This window comes from Lysobacter olei (assembly GCF_054777355.1).
In genome coordinates, this window is sequence record NZ_BAAHAT010000009.1 from 102085 (window position 1) to 119787 (window position 17703).

At 67.7% G+C, this 17703-nt stretch carries 13 protein-coding genes and 1 pseudogene; 4 read left to right on the forward strand and 10 right to left on the reverse strand.

Annotated features, from left to right (window positions below; genetic code table 11):
- Nucleotides 1-80: 80 nt before the first annotated feature.
- The 3 genes from ACYVBS_RS13185 to ACYVBS_RS13195 form a co-directional block, all read right to left on the reverse strand.
- Nucleotides 81-755, reverse strand: coding sequence for a class II aldolase/adducin family protein (locus tag ACYVBS_RS13185; RefSeq protein WP_460824155.1), 675 nt, complete (start codon nucleotides 753-755; stop codon nucleotides 81-83).
- A gap of 42 nt (nucleotides 756-797) precedes the next feature.
- Nucleotides 798-2225 (reverse strand): amino acid permease, encoded by a 1428-nt coding sequence (locus ACYVBS_RS13190; protein ID WP_460824157.1) that lies wholly within the window; start codon nucleotides 2223-2225, stop codon nucleotides 798-800.
- A 99-nt stretch (nucleotides 2226-2324) separates the two neighbouring features.
- Nucleotides 2325-3800: an amino acid permease gene (locus tag ACYVBS_RS13195; protein WP_460824158.1), complete on the reverse strand. Its 1476-nt coding sequence runs from the start codon at nucleotides 3798-3800 to the stop codon at nucleotides 2325-2327.
- Nucleotides 3801-3969: 169 nt separating this feature from the next.
- Between ACYVBS_RS13195 and ACYVBS_RS13200 the strand changes: the two genes are divergently transcribed.
- The gene (locus ACYVBS_RS13200; RefSeq protein ID WP_460824160.1) at nucleotides 3970-4551 is read left to right on the forward strand and encodes an NUDIX hydrolase; all 582 of its coding nucleotides are present in this window, start codon (nucleotides 3970-3972) and stop codon (nucleotides 4549-4551) included.
- A gap of 33 nt (nucleotides 4552-4584) precedes the next feature.
- Here the strand turns inward: ACYVBS_RS13200 and serA are convergent, their stop codons facing one another.
- A complete protein-coding gene (serA, locus tag ACYVBS_RS13205; protein WP_460824162.1) occupies nucleotides 4585-5829 on the reverse strand; it encodes a phosphoglycerate dehydrogenase in 1245 nt (414 codons plus the stop codon).
- A gap of 125 nt (nucleotides 5830-5954) precedes the next feature.
- On the opposite strand from serA, the gene ACYVBS_RS13210 reads away from it, so the two are divergent.
- Complete coding sequence (locus ACYVBS_RS13210; protein ID WP_460824163.1) at nucleotides 5955-7343, forward strand: FAD-binding oxidoreductase; 1389 nt, start codon at nucleotides 5955-5957, stop codon at nucleotides 7341-7343.
- A 209-nt stretch (nucleotides 7344-7552) separates the two neighbouring features.
- On the opposite strand, the gene yeiP is transcribed toward ACYVBS_RS13210, so the two are convergent.
- The 6 genes from yeiP to ACYVBS_RS13240 all read right to left on the reverse strand — a co-directional run bounded on the left by yeiP (nucleotide 7553) and on the right by ACYVBS_RS13240 (nucleotide 15295).
- Nucleotides 7553-8119 carry an elongation factor P-like protein YeiP gene (gene yeiP / locus ACYVBS_RS13215; protein ID WP_460824164.1) on the reverse strand — a complete coding sequence of 189 codons (567 nt, stop codon included), beginning with the start codon at nucleotides 8117-8119 and terminating at the stop codon, nucleotides 7553-7555.
- 78 nt (nucleotides 8120-8197) lie between these two features.
- Entirely contained in the window at nucleotides 8198-8968 is a 771-nt protein-coding gene (locus tag ACYVBS_RS13220) for an SDR family NAD(P)-dependent oxidoreductase (protein ID WP_460824166.1), read from the reverse strand.
- Between the two features lie 70 nt (nucleotides 8969-9038).
- Nucleotides 9039-11615, reverse strand: a complete 2577-nt coding sequence (locus tag ACYVBS_RS13225) for a sensor domain-containing protein (RefSeq protein ID WP_460824168.1) — start codon at nucleotides 11613-11615, stop codon at nucleotides 9039-9041.
- Nucleotides 11612-12505: a hydroxymethylglutaryl-CoA lyase gene (locus ACYVBS_RS13230; RefSeq protein WP_460824205.1), complete on the reverse strand. Its 894-nt coding sequence runs from the start codon at nucleotides 12503-12505 to the stop codon at nucleotides 11612-11614. The genes ACYVBS_RS13225 and ACYVBS_RS13230 overlap by 4 nt, the downstream gene beginning before the upstream one ends.
- Nucleotides 12506-12512: 7 nt before the next feature.
- Nucleotides 12513-14510 (reverse strand): acetyl/propionyl/methylcrotonyl-CoA carboxylase subunit alpha, encoded by a 1998-nt coding sequence (locus tag ACYVBS_RS13235; RefSeq protein ID WP_460824169.1) that lies wholly within the window; start codon nucleotides 14508-14510, stop codon nucleotides 12513-12515.
- Nucleotides 14510-15295 carry an enoyl-CoA hydratase-related protein gene (locus ACYVBS_RS13240; protein WP_460824170.1) on the reverse strand — a complete coding sequence of 262 codons (786 nt, stop codon included), beginning with the start codon at nucleotides 15293-15295 and terminating at the stop codon, nucleotides 14510-14512. Before ACYVBS_RS13240 ends, ACYVBS_RS13235 begins: the two co-directional genes overlap by 1 nt.
- A 119-nt stretch (nucleotides 15296-15414) precedes the next feature.
- On the opposite strand from ACYVBS_RS13240, the pseudogene ACYVBS_RS13245 reads away from it, so the two are divergent.
- Both ACYVBS_RS13245 and feoB read left to right on the forward strand, forming a co-directional pair.
- A pseudogene (locus ACYVBS_RS13245) lies at nucleotides 15415-15642 on the forward strand (FeoA family protein); the annotation flags it as partial.
- A 188-nt stretch (nucleotides 15643-15830) separates the two neighbouring features.
- The gene (gene feoB, locus ACYVBS_RS13250; RefSeq protein ID WP_460824172.1) at nucleotides 15831-17699 is read left to right on the forward strand and encodes a ferrous iron transport protein B; all 1869 of its coding nucleotides are present in this window, start codon (nucleotides 15831-15833) and stop codon (nucleotides 17697-17699) included.
- Nucleotides 17700-17703 lie beyond the last annotated feature (4 nt).

Genomic DNA, 17703 nt, shown 5'->3' on the forward strand with positions numbered 1-17703 from the left:
CCCGAGTTTACCGGCAGTCGCGTCGCGGCCATATCACCGATTGGACGAAGTTCATGCCCGGTTGCCGGGCGCGGGGCGGCTCAGACTTCCGGGTGCTGCTGCCCGTAGGTCTTGAACTTCTCCATCACCCGGCGCATTTCCTCCGGCGGGAGGTCCCGGGTCGGCCCCAGGCTGCGGGCAATGATGTATTGGCGGGCCAGGTTCTCGACCTCTTCGGCCAGCGCGTAAGCCTGTTCCAGGGTCGCGCCCATCGCAACCTGACCGTGGTTGGCCATCAGGCAGGCGCGCAGGCCGCCCTGCAGGGCCTGCAGGATGTGGGTGGAGAGCGCCTCTGTGCCGAAGGTGGCGTATTCCGCGCAGGGGATCCGGTCGCCGCCCGCGATGGCCACCATGTAGTGGAAGGGCGGAATTTCCTGCCCCAGGCAGGCCAGTGCGGTGGCGTGGGGCGAATGCGCGTGCAGTACCGCATTCGCCTCCGGAAATGCCAGGAGGATGTCGCGGTGGATCCGCCATTCGCTGGAGGGCAGCAACTGTCCCGGAGGGCAGGTGCCGTCGCTGTCCATGTAGACGATCTCATCCGGTCGCAGGCTGCCGTAGTCGCGCCCGGTAGGTGTGATCAGCAGCCCCTTGCCCCAGCGCAGGCTGGCGTTGCCCGACTTGTTGAGCGACAGGCCGCTGGCGTTCATCGCACGGCAGTACTCAACCAGCAACTGTCGGGCGTCGTGCTCGTGAAGCTGCATGGAAATCAATGGCATGGAGGAGGGCGCACAGGATAACCCGGCGTCTGGTGCATTGCCTCAGCGCGGCTGCAGCTTGCTGTGGCGGTAGCCGTACAGGAAGTAAATGCCGAAGCCGACCGCCGTCCAGCCCAGCATCAGCATCCAGTTGTGCATCGTCATGGCCGACAGCAGGGCCAGGCAGCTGAAGATGCCCGCCAAGCAGACGAACCAGACGCCGCGGATACGGAACGGGCGCGGCAGGTCCGGCTGGGTGCGACGCAGGATCAGGACGCCGGCACAGACCGCGGCAAAGGCGATCAGGGTGCCCATCGAGGTCAGTTCGCCCAGGATGTCCAGCGGGAACACCGCCGCCAGCAGCGCGATGCCGATGCCGGTGATCACGGTATTGATGTGTGGCGTGCGGTGCTTGGGGTGGATCCGGGTGAACACGGCCGGCAGCAGGCCATCGCGGGCCATGATCATGAAGATGCGCGGCTGGCCGATGATCATCACCAGCACCACTGAGGACAGGCCCACCAGCGCGCCGATCTCCACGATCACGCGCAGCCACGCCAGTTCCGGATGGCCGGCGACCGCGGTGACGACGGGCTCGTCGGTGCCCAGCAGGCTGTACGGGGTCAGGCCGGTCATCACGGCCGCCATGCCGATATACAGCACGGTGCAGATCGCCAGCGACATGAGCATGCCGAACGGCAGGTCCTTCTGCGGGTTGTGCGATTCCTGCGCCGCCACCGACACCGCCTCGAAACCGATGTAGGCGAAGAACACCATGGATGCGCCGCGCAGCACGCCCTCCCAACCGAACTTGCCCGGCCCCTCGTTGGCCGGGATGAACGGCTGCCAGTTGGCCGCGTCCACGTACTGCCAGCCGGCGATGATGACCAGCACGATCAGGCCGCTCTTGAGCAGCACCATGGCGGTGTTCATGCCCGAGGACTTGCGGATGCCCACGTAGCACACCGCCGTCAGCAGCAGCACGATGGCCGCGGCAGGCAGGTTGGCGATCGCGCCGGTGGGCTGCAGCTTGCTGTCCAACGGGGCCTGGACCAGGGCCGCAGGCAGGTAGATGTTGAAATGCTCAAGCAGGCTCAGGAAATAGCCCGTCCAGCTGACCGCGACCGCCGAGGCGGAGACGCCGTATTCCAGCACCAGCATCCAGCCGATGAACCAGGCCGCCAGCTCACCCAGCGTGGCGTAGGTATAGGTGTAGGCGCTGCCGGACACGGGCACCATCGAGGCGAATTCCGCGTACGCCAGCGCGCAGAACGTGCAGCACAACGCCGCCAGCACGAACGACAGCATGATGGCCGGACCGGCGTGGTTGGCCGCCGCCTGGCCGGTGATCACGAAGATACCGCCGCCGATCACCGCGCCGATGCCCAGCGCGGTCAGGCCCCATTTGCCCAGCGTGCGGTGCAGGCTCAGCCCGTCGGCTTCGGCATGGGCAGCGTGGGGATGCTTGGTGGCGAGCAGGCGTTGCAGCATTGGATCTTCCCTGGGCCGGCGGTGGCGCGTCGGCGGTCTTGATGGCGAAACTGAAAAGGGCCGACGAGGTGGTCGTCGGCCCTGGGGTAAAACGTCGGGTCAGGCAGCCTTGCGCAACTTGCTGTTGCGGTAGCCGTAGCCGAAATAGATCACGAAGCCGATGATCGTCCAGCCCAGCATCACCTGCCAGTGGTCCTTGAACGGCTGCCAGAACAGGTACAGGCAGGCGATCACGCCCAGCGGGGAGATCAGCAGCGCACCCGGCACACGGAACGGACGCGGCAGGTCCGGGCGGGTGTAGCGCAGGATCAGGACGCCCGCGCAGACGGTGGCGAAGGCCAGCAGGGTGCCCATCGACACCAGGTCACCCAGGAAGTCCAGTGGCAGCAGGCCGGCCATGATGCAGGCCACGACGCCCACGATAATGGTGCCGAAATACGGCGTCTGGAACTTCGGGTGCACGCGCGCGAAGATCTTCGGCAGCAGGCCGTCCTTCGCCATCGCATAGAAGATGCGCGGCTGGCCCATCAGCATGACCAGGATCACCGAGCTCAGGCCGGCGATTGCGCCGATCTCGACCAGGTGCTTCAGCCAGGCCAGCGCCGGGTAGGTTTCCAGCGCGGTGGCGACCGGCTTGGACGTGCCCAGCTGGGTGTACGGCAGCAGGCCGGTCAACGTGGCCGCCATCGCGATGTACAGCAGGGTGCAGGCTGCCAGCGAGCCCAGGATGCCGATGGGCATGTCGCGCTGCGGGTTCTTGGCCTCGCCGGCCGCGGTGGAGACCGCATCGAAACCGATGTAGGCGAAGAAGACCACGGCCGCGCCACGCACCACGCCTTCCATGCCAAAGCGCGTGCCGCCCTGGTTTTCGGGGATGAACGGGTGCCAGTTGTCCGGGTTGATGTACTGGATCGCAAAGCCGAGGAACAGCACGATCACGGTGACCTTGATGGCCACGATCAGCGCATTGACCCAGGCCGACTGGGTGATGCCGCGGTAGCAAAGGCCCGAGATGGCGGCCACGATCAGCACGGCCGGCAGGTTGAGCAGGGCCCCCGTGCTGACAAAGGCCTTGGCCTCGGCCGAATAGTGGAAGGGCGCCTGGATGAGTGCCTCAGGCAGCCCGACGCCGACGGAGGAAAGGAAGCTGTTGAGATAGCCCGACCAGCCCACGGCCACGGTGGACGCCGCGAACAGGTACTCCAGCACCAGGTTCCAGCCGATGAACCAGGCCACGACCTCGCCCATCGTGCTGTAGGTATACGAGTAGGCAGAGCCGGAGACCGGCATCATCGAAGCGAACTCGGCGTAGCACAGGCCCGCGAACGCACAGGCGATGCCCGCGATGACGAAGCTCAGGATGACCGCCGGGCCGGCATAGTTGGCCGCCGCCGTGCCGGTCATCACGAAGATACCGGCGCCGATGATGGCACCCACGCCCAGCATGACGAGATGGCGGGCAGTAAGGGCGCGCTTGAGCGACACCTCGCCCTGCAAGCCGCCTTCCACCGGCTCGCCGGCATCGACGTGGCCGGCAGCCTCGACCGGCTTGGTCGCGAACAGATTCTTGTACATCCAGATCCCCAAAGTGATTGTCTTGGGCCTGTCATCGCGCTGTGGCAATGGAATGACCCGCGGCGGGCCACATTAACCCACCGACGAAAGTCGCAGCAAGGGCGGCAGAGGCCGTCGGACTTTCCCGCATAATTGGCGCCCCTGTTCAGTTGATCGGATACCGGAGCGTATGTCGTCCTCGTCCACGCCACTTGGCTCCAGTCCTGTTGCGCACCTGGAAGCAGTTTTCCGTGACTACGCGCGGCGGTGCCCCGACGAGGCGGACAGCGCGGCGATGTTCCTCGAATTGCTGGCCGATGCCGCCGACCCCTTCGTGCGCGAACGGTTGGCGGGCCACTTCACCGCATCGTCCTGGCTGGTCGATGCGACGGGTACGCGCGCACTGCTGACGCACCACCGCAAGCTGGACCGGTGGCTGCAGCTCGGTGGCCACGCCGACGGCGATCGCGACTTGGCCAACGTGGCCCTGCGAGAAGCGGAGGAGGAGTCTGGTCTGACCGCATTGGTAGTGGAGCCCGAGCTGTTCGACTTGGATCGCCACTGGATTCCCGAGCGCGGTGATGTGCCCGGCCACTGGCATTACGACGCGCGCTACGTGGTGCGCACCCAGGGGAGCGAGGACTTCGTCGTCAGCGAGGAGTCGCTCGACCTGGCGTGGCGCGACATTGCGGCCATCGCCCAGGACCCGGCGTCGGACGCATCCATGCAGCGCATGGCCCGCAAATGGCTGGAGCGTGGCGCCAGACAATGAGGCGCCCGCCGCAGGCATACGCCTGCAGCGCGCTCAGTGCCCGTAGAGAATGCGGGTCTTCAGTGTCCCTTCGATCATCGACATCTGCTCGCGCAGGCGGTCCGCCTGTTCCTCGCTGGCGGTGACGTCGATCACCACGTAACCCACCTTCGGGTGCGTGCGCAGGAACTGGCCGTCGATGTTCACGCCCTCGCGCGAGAAGATCTCGTTGATCTGCGAGAGGATGCCCGGGATGTTGCGGTGGATGTGCAGCAGGCGCTTGCTGCCGGTGTGCTCGGGCAGCGTGACCTCGGGGAAGTTGACTGCCGACAGCGTGGAGCCGTTGTCGCTGTAGCGGATCAGCTTGGCCGCCACCTCCAGGCCGATGTTGTCCTGCGCTTCCAGCGTGCTGCCGCCGATGTGCGGCGTCAGCAGGACGTTGTCGACGCCGCGCAGCGGCGACACGAACGCATCGTCGTTGCCCTTGGGCTCCACGGGGAACACGTCGACCGCGGCGCCACCGACCTGGCCCGATGACAGGGCCGCCGACAGCGCTTCGATGTCGACGACGGTGCCACGGGAGGCGTTGATGAAGTGCGCCCCGCGCTTCATCTTCGCGAACTGGGGCGCGCCAAACATGTTCTTCGTCGCCGGGGTCTCCGGCACGTGCAGGGTCACGATGTCGCTGCGGGCCAGCAGGTCGTCCAGGCCCGCGGACGAACGAGCGTTGCCCAGCGACAGCTTGGTCTCGATGTCGTGGAACAGCACCTGCATGCCCAGCGCCTCGGCGATCACACCCACCTGGGTGCCGATGTGGCCGTAGCCGACGATGCCGATGACCTTGCCGCGTACCTCGTGGCTGCCCGCCGCCGACTTCGACCAGCCGCCGCGGTGGCATTCGGCGTTCTTCTGCGGGATGCCGCGCATCAGCATGATCGCCTCGGCCACCACCAGCTCGGCCACGCTGCGGGTGTTGGAGTAGGGCGCGTTGAACACCGGGATGCCCAGCAGTTCCGCCTCGTCCAGGTCCACCTGATTGGTGCCGATGCAGAAACAGCCGATGGCCATCAGGCGGCGTGCCTCGGCCAGCACCTCGGCGGTGAGCTGGGTGCGCGAGCGGATGCCGATGATGTGGGCCTCGGCGATCTGGCGCTTGAGCTCGTCTTCCGGCAGTGACTTGTCGCGCGTCTGGATGTTGCTGTAACCCGCCGCGCGGAAGCTTTCCACGGCGGTGGCGCTCAGGCCCTCCAGCAGCAGTACGCGGATGTCATTCTTGGGGTACGAGGTTTTCTTGGCCACGGCGGGAGGGGCGTTTCGCGGGTCTTCGAATATCGCAGAAAAAAATGGTTTCTGCTGCACCGCATCACTGGACGCGCACGGCCAGGGACTGGCACGCTGGGCGCCTCATCCCACCGCCCCGCGCCATGACCGACCCGCGCCTGGACCGCCTGCTGGCCACTGTGCCCGGGCTGCGCCTCAAGACCGATCCCGCCGACCTGGAACACTACGGCCGGGACTGGACCCGCCGCTGGACGCCCGCGCCGCTGGCCATTGCCTTGCCGGGCAACGTCGCGGAAGTGCAGGGCATTGTCCGCTGGGCCAACGAGGCGGGCGTGGCCCTCGTGCCCTCGGGCGGGCGCACCGGGTTGTCCGGTGGCGCGGTGGCCGCGCAGGGCGAGTTGGTGCTCAGCCTGGAGCGGATGAGCCGCGTGCTCGCTTTCGATGCCGTCGACCGAACGCTGACCGTGCAGGCTGGCGTGCCGCTGCAGGTGGCGCAGGAGAGCGCGGCCGGCCACGGCCTCGCGTATCCGGTGGACTTCGCGTCGCGCGGGTCGGCCACGGTGGGCGGCAGCATCGCCACCAACGCGGGCGGCATTCGGGTGGTGCGCTATGGGAACACGCGCGAGTGGGTGGCCGGGCTAACGGTGGTCACCGGCGCGGGCGAGTTGCTGGAACTCAACCGGGGGCTGGTCAAGAACTCCAGCGGCTATGATCTGCGCCACCTGTTCGTCGGCTCGGAAGGCACGCTGGGCATCGTGGTGGAGGCCACGTTGCGCCTCACGGATCCGCCGCCGCCCACCAACGTCATGCTGCTGGCCCTCCCGTCGTTCGAGGTGCTGATGCAGGTGTTCGCCGCGTTTCGCGAGCGGCTTCAGCTGGAAGCCTTCGAGTTCTTCACCGACGTGGCCCTACGCCACGTACTCGCCCACGGCGCGCAGGCGCCGTTTGCCGAGACGCACCCCTATTACGTGGTCACCGAATACGCGACCGGTGACGAGCGCGAGGAGGCCGCAGCGCTGGCCGCCTTCGAATACTGCCTGGAAAACGGGCTGGTGCTGGACGGCGTGATCAGCCAGAGCGACGCGCAGGCGGCGCAACTGTGGCGCTTGCGCGAAGGCATCACCGAAGCGTTGGCGCGCTACAAGCCCTACAAGAACGACATCTCCGTGCGCGTGTCGGCCATGCCGGCATTCCTGGCGGAGACGCAGGCGCTGTTGGCGCAGGAATACCCGCAGTTCGAGGTGGTGTGGTTCGGCCACATCGGGGACGGCAATCTGCACATCAACGTCCTCAAGCCCGATGCGATGGACAATGATGACTTTGTCGCCCAGTGCGAGCAGGTCACGAAGCTGCTCGCTGGCGCGCTGGAACGCCACGGCGGCAGCATCTCGGCCGAGCACGGCATCGGCCTGGTGAAGAAGCCCTATTTGTCCCGCACGCGGAGCGCGGCGGAGATTGCGATCATGAAGGGCATCAAGCGGGTGCTGGATCCCAACGGGGTGATGAATCCCGGAAAGGTGTTCGACACCTGATGGCGCCTGCGCCGGGCGGGTAGGCCATTGTCCGGTGTTGTCGGTCGAGGTTGATCCTGACGTGCGGGCAGTGATCGAACGGCGCTGGGACACCACGCGCTCCTGATCACATCGTCCAGGAACGACCAAGGCGGGCTGGGCCCGCCTTGGTCGTCTTCGCCGCCGCGCGGATCAGTGCGGCAGGCGCTCGTTCAACATTGCAGCCGCACTCAGTCCGCGCGGCCGGCAAATTCGCCCGTGGTGGTGTTCACCAGCACGCGCTCGCCGTTGACGATGTACTCCGGCACCATGATCTCGATGCCGGTGTTGAGCTTGGCCGGCTTCGGGCGCTTGGTGGCGGTGCCGCCCTTCAGTTCCGGCGGGGTTTCCACCACTTGCAGTGCCACGGTCTGCGGCAGCTGCAAACCGATGGCCTGCTCGTCGATCACCTGCACGTAATACCCCTGCAGGTCCGGGATGATGTAGCCGGCGTTGTCGCCCACCACGTCCGCGTCGAGCGTGTACGGGGTGTAGTCCTCGTCGTCGAGGAACACGAACGCATCGCCGTCCATGTACGAGAAGGTGGCCTGGCGGCGCACCAGGTCGACCTCGCGCAGTTCGTCGTCGGCGTCGAAGCTGGCATCGAGCTTGTTGCCGCCCGGCACGCTGTACATGATGAAACGGAAGCGCACGTTGCCGCCGCGGCCCTGCGGCGAGCTGCGCTCGATGTCGCGGATCTGGTAGACGCCGTTGTTGAACTCGACGACGTTGCCCTTCTTGACGTCAAAAGCCTTCATGGGTTGCTCACTGGATCGTGTGCCCCGGTCCTGTTCCTCCCCGGGGTCGGGGTGGACCGGGGGAGGGTGGAAAAAGGGTTACTTCGGCGCCAGGCGGGTGGCACCGTCCAGGCGGATGGTTTCGCCGTTGAGGTAGGTGTTGCCGAGGATGTAGGCGACCAGACTGGCGAAATCCTCCGGCTGGCCCAGGCGCGACGGGAACGGGATCGAGGCCGCCAGCGATTCCTGCACCGACTGCGGCATGCCGTCCACCATCGGCGTCCAGAACACGCCCGGGGCGATGGTCATCACGCGGATGCCGAAGCGGGCCAGTTCGCGCGCCATCGGCAGGGTCATGCCGACCACGCCGCCCTTGGAGGCCGAATACGCCGCCTGGCCGATCTGGCCTTCGTACGCCGCGACCGAGGCGGTGTTGATGATCACGCCACGCTCGCCGTCCACGCCGGCTTCGTTGTTCTGCATCAGCGCCGCGGCGGCCTTGGCCACGTTGAAGCTGCCCACCAGATTGACCATGACCGTGGTCTGGAACTGCGACAGCGGCATCGGGCCTTCCTTGCCCAGCACGCGGCCGGCGCCCAGGATGCCGGCGCAGTTGATCGCGGTGTTCAGGCCACCCAGGAATTCCTTCGCGGCAGCGACGTTGGCGGTGACGGCCTCTTCATTGCTGACGTCGGTCTTCCAGAAACGGGCATTGGCCTCGCCCAGTTCGGCGACGGCGGCGGCACCCTTTTCCTCGTTGACGTCGAACAGAGCGACCTTGCCGCCGTTGGCGACCAGGTGCTGGGCCACGGCGAAACCAAGGCCGGAGACGCCGCCGGTGACGACGGCGCGGACGGATGCAAGCTGCATGGGGAGCCCCGAAAGCGGAAAGCCGGGATTTTACTGCAGGTGCGGGGATCCCCGCGAACCCCGGCAGGCGTCAGGTCATCACGGTGATGGGCGCGCCGTAACGCTGGCGCAGCTCGCTGGCGGGGACCCCTCGCTGGAACAGGAAGCCCTGGCCCACGCCGAGCCCGAGGCGCAGCATGAAGGCGCGTTGCGCCTCCGTTTCGATACCTTCGGCAATCAACTCCAGCCCCAGGCTGCCGGCGATGCCGGCCACGGCCTGGCACACGGCCACGTCCGAGTGGTTGTCCGGCACGCCCTGGACGAACAACTGGCTCAGTTTCAGGCCATGGATCGGCAACCGCCTGAGGTAGTTGAGCGCGCTGTAGCCCTCGCCGAAGTCGTCGATGGTCAGCACCACGCCCATGTCGCGCAGCTCGGCGAAGGTGCGAAGGGTGTCAGGCTCGTCCTCGATCAGTACCCGCTCGGTGAACTCCAGTTCCAGCGCCGATCCCGGCAGGTGAGCGGCGGCCAGGGCCGAGCGCACGTTGCGGATCAGGTCTTCGCCCAGGAACTGCCGATAGGAAACATTGACCGCCACGCGATCCAGGTGCAGGCCATCGGCCCGCCAGCGGCGCAACTGTCGACAGGCTTCGTGCAAGGCCCAGTTGCCAATCTCCACGATGTCGCCCGTGGTTTCCGCGTGCTGGATGAACCGGTCGGGCGGCATTTCCCCCAGCGTGCGATTGCGCCAACGGATCAGGGCCTCCGCGGCGACCGTCCGCCCGCTGGCCAGGTCCACCTGCGGTTGGTACACCAACTCGAACTCGTCGTTATCCACTGCACGCCGCAGGTGGGTCTCCAGTTGCAGCCGCTCCGTCTGTTGCTCGGCCAATTCGGAGCTGAACACCTGCCAGGCATTGCGACCACGGCGCTTGCTGTCATACATGGCCACGTCGGCGCTCTGGATGAGCTGCTGAGGACGTTCGCCGTGCTCCGGCGACTGCGCGATGCCAATGCTGGCGGTGATGCTGAACTCCTCGCCGTCCACGCGGAAGTTCTCGGAAAAGTTGTCCAGGATCGCCTGCGCGAGGCGTGCGGGGCGGCTGGCGTCGTCCTGGAACGTGCATGCCACGAGGAACTCATCGCCACCGAAACGCACCACGTGTCCCTCGCGGCCCACCGCGCGCATGAGTCTCCTGGCCGCTGATGCCAGCAGGCGATCGCCGGCAGCGTGGCCGAGGACATCGTTGACCACCTTGAAGCGGTCCAGGTCGATGTACAGCACGGCCACGCGGGCACTGCTGCCGGGCGCCATCCACAGTTCCAGGTCGCTGAGCCCGGCATCCCGGTTGAGCAGCCCGGTCATCGGGTCGGTGCGCGCCTGGATGCGCAGAGCTTCTTCGGCCTGCTTGGGCGCGGTGATGTCCTGCAGCGTGCCGGTCAATTGCGCATTGAAGGGCGCGCCCGCCTGGCGCTCGCCCATCAGTTGGATCCAGAAAGGCTTGCCGTCGCGACGAACGCCCTGCAACTCAAGGTGGAGGCCCTGGTCGCTGTCCATGGCCCGGTCGAGGGCCCACTTCAGGCGGCGGGCGTCATCGGGAAGGAGGGTGTCGAGCAGGCCGGCAATGCCGGTGCGTGTGCCGTCGGCGCCAATGATGCGCATGGCTTCGCCGGTCAGGTAGAGCTCGTCGCGGCCGGCGTCCCACTGCCACCCGCCGATCTGGGCCAGTGCCTGGGCGCGGTCAAACAATGCGCTGTCGCGCTTGAGCGCGGTGACGTCGGAGAACAGCGACAGGACCTGCTGCACCTGGTCGCTGCCCGGCGCGAACTGCGGGACCGCAGTCACCGACAGCCACACCAGGCGACGTTGCTGGCGATGGTAGAAACCCAGGACGGTGCTTTCGACCTGCTGCCCCAAGCGCATCGCACGCATCGCAGGACGTTCGCTGTCGTCCAGCGTGCGGCCGTGTTCGTCGATGACGAGCCAGTGATCTTCCGACAGGATCGCGTCGATTGGTTCTCCAGGCGCCAAGCCGAACAAGCGCATCGCCGCGGCGTTGACGTGGATGATGCGCCCCTCCGCATCGCGTACCAGGATGCCCTTGTCGATGTTCTCCATCAGCTCGCGGTGCCGGGTTTCCGCATCCCGGCGGCCGCTGAGGTCGCGCGCCACCGCGACGATCAGCTTCTCGTCGTCCTGGTCGAACGCGGCCGAATGCACCTCTACCGGAAACCGGGTGCCATCCCCACGCATGTTGGAGACTTCGACCACGTAACTCCCGCCGCGCCCAAGTGCCTCCCAGACGGGGGCCATGTGGTCGCGGGGCAGGTCGGGGTTGAGCACGTGGATGGGCTTGCCCACGATGTCCGTGCGCGGACGGCGGTAGGCGTTCAGTCCGGCCTGGTTGAGGTCCAGCACGGTGCCATCCCAGCCGATGATGCTGACCGGGTCCGGGACGGCGTCAAACACCGCCTGGTACCGTTGCTGCGCGGCCAGGGCATGTTCCGCGCTGTGGGCCAGCGCGTCGCGGGCCTGTTCCAGCACCCTGCGTGCCGACGACGGCAGCCCGGGGTCAGCCAAAGTGCGATCGATGGCCGCCAACACCTCCCCGGGATCCACCGTCGTGTCTGGACCAATCAGGCAGGGCAGGGGTGATCGGCGGCTCATTCGGCGGCGAGGGCTTTCCCGACCTTGCTTTGGGTGTCGCGTCCCAGTATGCCTGCCAGCCAGCGTCCCGTCTCGGCCAGGGCGGCCAGGTCCACGCCAGTGCTGATGCCCAGGCCGTGCAGCATGTAGACCACGTCCTCGCTGGCGACGTTGCCGCTGGCACCCTTGGCGTAAGGGCAGCCGCCGGCGCCGGATACCGCGGCGTCCACGACGGTCACGCCTTCCTCGAGACAGGCGAGGATGTTGGCCAGCGCCTGGCCGTAGGTATCGTGGAAGTGGATAGCCAGCGCCTGCATGGGCACTTCGGCGGCGACGGCCTTGAGCATGGCGCGCGCCTTGGCCGGCGTGCCGACGCCGATGGTGTCGCCCAGCGAGACTTCGTAGCAGCCCATGGCGTGTAGCGCCTTGGCCACGCGGACCACGTCGGCCAGCGGCACCTCGCCCTGGTAGGGGCAGCCGAGCACGGTGGAGACGTAACCGCGCACCTTCACCCCGTCGGCGCGGGCGCGCTCCATGACCGGGGCGAAGCGGGCCAGCGATTCCTCGATGGACGCATTGATGTTCTTGCGGTTGAACGCCTCGGAGGCCGCGGTGAACACCGCCACTTCCTCCACGCCCACGCTGCGAGCGCGCTCGTAGCCCTGTTCGTTGGGCACCAGCACGGGGTAGTGCACGCCCGGCTTGCGGGTGATGCCGGTGAACACCTCGGCGGCATCGGCCATCTGCGGCACCCACTTGGGGCTGACGAAGGCGGTGGCCTCGATGCTCTGCAGGCCGGTGGCCGAGAGCCGGTCGATCAGCGTGATCTTGTCGGCGGTGGAAACCAACGTCTTCTCGTTCTGCAGGCCGTCGCGCGGGCCCACTTCAACGATACGCACGTGCGGTGGCATCCCCATGTCAGGCCTCCAGCACCACGAGGGCGGTATCGGCGTCGACGAAGTCGCCGCTGGCGGCGCGCACTTCGGCCACCTTGCCGGCGCGCGGAGCCTTCAGGCTCAGCTCCATCTTCATCGCCTCGATCACCATCACCTCCTGTCCCGCGGCCACTTCGTCGCCCGGTGCGGCCTTCACCACCACCACGCGGCCCGGCATCGGCGCCAGCACGCGGTCGGCGCCGCTGCCGCCCTGGCCCTGATCGGAACGGTACATCGGCACCGGGTCCAGGCGCAGGCGTTGCGCGCCGTCGTGGACGACCAGATGGGTGTCCTGCTCAAGGATGTCGAAACGTCGCCCCTTGCCGTCGATACGCAGGCTCAGGGTGTCACCGGTCAGGCGCGCGCCAGCGATGGTGTACGCAGTGCCATCGTGTTCGATGCGGTATTCACCGGCGCTGCCTTGCGCGTGCAGTTCGATACGCTCGCCACGGCGCAGGAAGGCGAGGGCCCGGCGGCTGCCGTGGCCCAGGCGCCAGCCGTCGGCGATGGCCCAGGGCGAGCTCGGGTCGCTGGAGCCGGCCGCGGCGTCACGCGTGGCGCGCTCTTGGCCCAACAGTTCGGCCACGGTGGCGGCCAGTAGCAGGTCGATGTCGGTGGCACTGGCCACCGGCATGAACTCGTCGAGGTGGCGGTCCAGGTAGCCGGTGTCGATGGTCGCTTCCACCACCGCCGGATGGCGCGACAGACGCTCGAGGAACTCGATGTTCGACTTCGGCCCGTTGATCTCGCACTGCGCCAGCGCCGCGCGCAGGCGGGCGAGGGCGGCGGGACGGTCGGCGTCCCAGACGATCAGCTTGGCGATCATCGGGTCGTAGAAGATGGTGACGGTGTCGCCTTCCACCACGCCCGAGTCCAGTCGCACGTGCGCGTCAGGCGTTGGCAGCTTCAGCCGCTCCAGCTTGCCAGAGCCGGGCAGGAAGCCCGCTTCCGGGTCCTCCGCATACAGGCGCACTTCAATGGCGTGGCCGTTCTGCGCGATGGCGTCCTGCGCCAGCGGCAGCGGCTCGCCGGCGGCCACGCGCAACTGCCACTCCACCAGGTCCAGCCCGGTCACCAGCTCGGTCACCGGATGCTCGACCTGCAGACGGGTGTTGATCTCCATGAAGTAGAAGCCACCGTCCTGGCCGACGATGAACTCGACGGTGCCCGCGTTGACGTAATCAATCGCGCGCGCGGCCAGCACCGCGGCGGCGCCCATCGCCTCGCGCAGGTCGCGGGTCAGGAACGCCGATGGCGATTCCTCCAGCACCTTCTGGTAACGGCGCTGCGCCGAGCACTCGCGCTCGTTGAGGTGGATGGCGTGGCCGTGGCTGTCGCCGAACACCTGGATCTCGATGTGGCGCGGCTTCTCGACGTAGCGCTCCAGCAGCACGCGGTCGCGGCCGAAGGCGCCGGCGGCTTCGCGCTGGCAGCTCTCCAGGTTGGCCAGGAACTCATCGGAGCTGCGCACGATGCGCATGCCCTTGCCGCCGCCGCCGTGCGCGGCCTTGATCATCAGGGGGTAGCCGATCGCATCGGCCTCGCGTTGCAGCACGTCCGGCGACTGGTCTTCGCCGGTGTAGCCGGGCACCACCGGCACGCCCGCCGCATGCATCAGCTCCTTCGCGCCGGCCTTGCTGCCCATCTTGCGCATCGACGCCGCCTTCGGGCCGATGAAAGTGATGCCCGCCGCTTCCACTGCCTCGGCGAAGTCGGCGTTCTCGCTGAGGAAGCCATAGCCCGGGTGGATGGCCTGCGCACCGCTGCGCTTGGCCACTTCCAGGATTGCATCGCCGCGCAGGTATGACTCCTGCGGGCGCGCGCCACCGATGTGGTACGCCTCGTCGGCCTGGCGCACGTGCTGGGCATTGGCGTCGGCGTCGGAGTACACCGCCACCGTGCGGATGCCGAGCTTGCGCGCGGTGCGGATCACGCGGCAGGCGATCTCGCCGCGGTTGGCAATCAGGATCTTGTCGAACATCAGGCGGTCGTCCAGTTCGGCTTGCGCTTGTCCAGGAACGCGGACAGGCCTTCCTGGCCCTCCGGCGAGACGCGCAGGCGGGCAATGAGGGCAGCGTTGTCGGCGTCCAGAGTGTCGCGCGGGCCACCGGCGGCCACACGGCGCACCAGCGCCTTGGCCGACGCGGCGGCCACCGGGCCGGCCTTCAGCAGCAGGCCGATCTGGCGCAGCACGGCCTCGTCGAGGTCCTCGGCGGACACCACCTGGTGCAGCAGGCCGATACGCAGCGCCTCGGCGGCATCGAAGATCTCCGCCGTGGCAAACCAGCGGCGAGCCTCGCGGGCGCCAATGGCCTCGATCACGTACGGCGAAATCACCGCCGGCAGCAGCCCCAGCTTGCTTTCCGTCAGGCCGAACTTCGCCTCGGGGGTGCCGATGGCGATGTCGCAGCAGGCCACCAGGCCCACGCCGCCGCCGAAGGCCGCGCCATGCACGCGGGCAATGGTGGGCTTGGGCAGCTCGTCCAGCGTGCGCATCAGGCGGGCGAGGGCGAGCGAATCGGTGCGGTTGTCCGCCTCGCTGGCAGCGGCCATGCCGCGCATCCAGTTGAGGTCCGCCCCGGCCGAGAACGAGGCACCGTCGCCTTCCAGCACCACCACGCGCACGGCCTCGTCGTGGGCGAGGTTGTCCAGCGCGCCAGTCAGCGCTGCGATCAGCGTCGCGTCGAAGGCGTTGTGCAGCGTCGGGCGGTTCAGGCGCAGGCGCGCGACCGGTCCGTCGCGCAGGCTCAGCAGGGGGGCAGTCATGGTCGGGCGGTCCGTGCGGTGCGGGGCAAACGCAAATGATAGCCGGTGGGCCCGGACGGCCGCCCCGGTACGGAAGGAAATGCTAGAATGAGAACAATTCCTATTTGTAGGATCGCCGCTTGAAGCTGTCGGAACTGCCACGACGCACCGTTGCGACCGTTGCCTCGGTTGACGACCAGGCCGCCAACGACCCCATCGCGCGGCGCCTGCGCGAGCTGGGCTTTGTCCCGGGCGAACAGGTGGAAGTGATGGCCGTGGGGCCGATCGCCGCCGAGCCGATGCTGGTGCAGGTGGGCTTCACCCGCTTCGCCCTGCGCCGCCGCGAGGCCGCGCGCGTCACCGTGCGCGTGGGTGTGGTGGAGGTGTCCGACCCGGCGCATGCCGGGACAGCGGCCACGCACGCTAGCGCCCACGCGCGGACGGAAGCTGCGGATGCGGACAACGTCGCGGCTGCGACGGCCCACGCTGAGCGTCCGGACACCGGCGCCGTACCGGCACCGCCTGCGTCATCCGACCCGCAGGCGAGGGCGTCCGCATGACCACCGCCGTCCAGCGCATCGCCCTCGTCGGCAACCCCAACTGCGGCAAGACCGCGTTGTTCAACCTGCTGACCGGCAGCCGGCAGAAGGTCGCCAACTACGCCGGCGTCACCGTGGAGCGCAAGGAGGGGCGGTTCCAGGCGCCTTCTGGCAAGCAGTACGCCCTCCTGGACTTGCCGGGGGCCTACAGCTTCCATGCCGCCAGCCTGGACGAGGCGGTGACCCGCGACCTGTGCCGCGGCTTCTACCCCGGCGAACCGGCCCCGGACGTGATCGTCTGCGTGGTCGATGCCACCAACCTGCGCCTGCACCTGCGCTTCGCGCTGGAAGTGCGCGAGCTGGGCAAGCCGATGGTGCTGGCGGTGAACATGATGGATGCCGCCCGTCGCCGCGGCATCGACGTGGACCTGAAGGCGCTGGAGCGTGAGCTGGGCGTGCCCGTGGTGCCGACCGTGGCCGTGCAGCGCCACGGCGCGCGCGAGCTGGTGGCCATACTTGACGGCCTGTCCGCCACGCCCCGGCCGCCGACCGTCATGCTGGCCCAGGGAAGCGAGCTCGACAGCGACCAGTTGCATGCCGAGACCCGCCGCCTGCTGTCGCTGGCAGTGGCCATGCCGCGCCGCACCGCCGAGGTCGACGACGCACTCGATCGCTGGCTGCTGCATCCGGTCTTCGGCTTGTTGACCCTCGCGGTGGTGATGTTCCTGATCTTCCAGGCGGTGTACGCCTGGGCGACGCCGATGATGGACGGCATCGAACTGCTGACCGCCAAGATCGGCGAGTGGGCGGGCGCGTACATGCCCGAAGGTCCGCTCAAGAGCCTGGTGGTGGACGGCATCATTGCTGGCCTGGGCGGCGTGATCGTGTTCCTGCCGCAGATCCTGATCCTGTTCGCCTTCATCCTCGCGCTGGAGGAGTCCGGCTACCTGCCGCGCGCCGCGTTCCTGCTCGATCGGATGATGTCGGCGGCGGGATTGTCGGGCCGCTCCTTCATCCCGCTGCTGTCCAGCTTCGCCTGCGCGGTACCGGGCATCATGTCCACGCGCTCCATCCAGGATCCGCGTGACCGCCTGGCCACGATCCTGGTGGCGCCGCTGATGACGTGCTCGGCGCGTCTGCCGGTGTACGCACTGCTGATCGGCGCCTTCATTCCGCAGAAGCAGGTATGGGGCGTGCTCAACCAGCAGGGCCTGGTGTTGTTTGCCCTGTACACGGCGGGCGTGGTCAGCGCGCTGCTGGTGTCGTGGGTGATGAAGAAATGGCGCCGCGACAAGAGCGAGCACCCGCTGATGCTGGAGCTGCCCTCGTACCGGGTTCCGCACGCGCGAGACCTGCTGCTCGGCCTGTGGGAGCGCGCCGCGATCTTCCTCAAGCGGGTGGGCGGCATCATCCTGGCGATGACCATCCTGCTGTGGTTCCTGCTGACGTTCCCGGGGGCGCCGGAAGGCGCGACGGGGCCGGCGATCGACTACAGCTTCGCTGGCCGCATCGGCCATGCCATGGCCGTACTGTTCGCACCGGTAGGCTTCAACTGGCAGATCTGCATCGCGCTGATCCCGGGCATGGCGGCACGCGAGGTGGTGGTCTCTTCGCTGGCAACGGTCTATGCGCTGTCGGCTGCCGACGAGGACAGCGCCATCCAGGCGTTGAGCCCCATCATCAGTGATGAATGGTCGTTGGCTACCGCGCTGTCGCTGCTGGTGTGGTTCATCTACGCACCCCACTGCATCTCCACGCTCGCCACGATCCGCCGCGAGACGCATTCGTGGAAGCAGGTCGGTATCGCCACGGGCTACCTGTTCGGGCTGGCCTACCTGGCCTCGCTGGTCACCTACCAGGTGGCGGTGTTGCTGGGCGCCGGGTGACGGA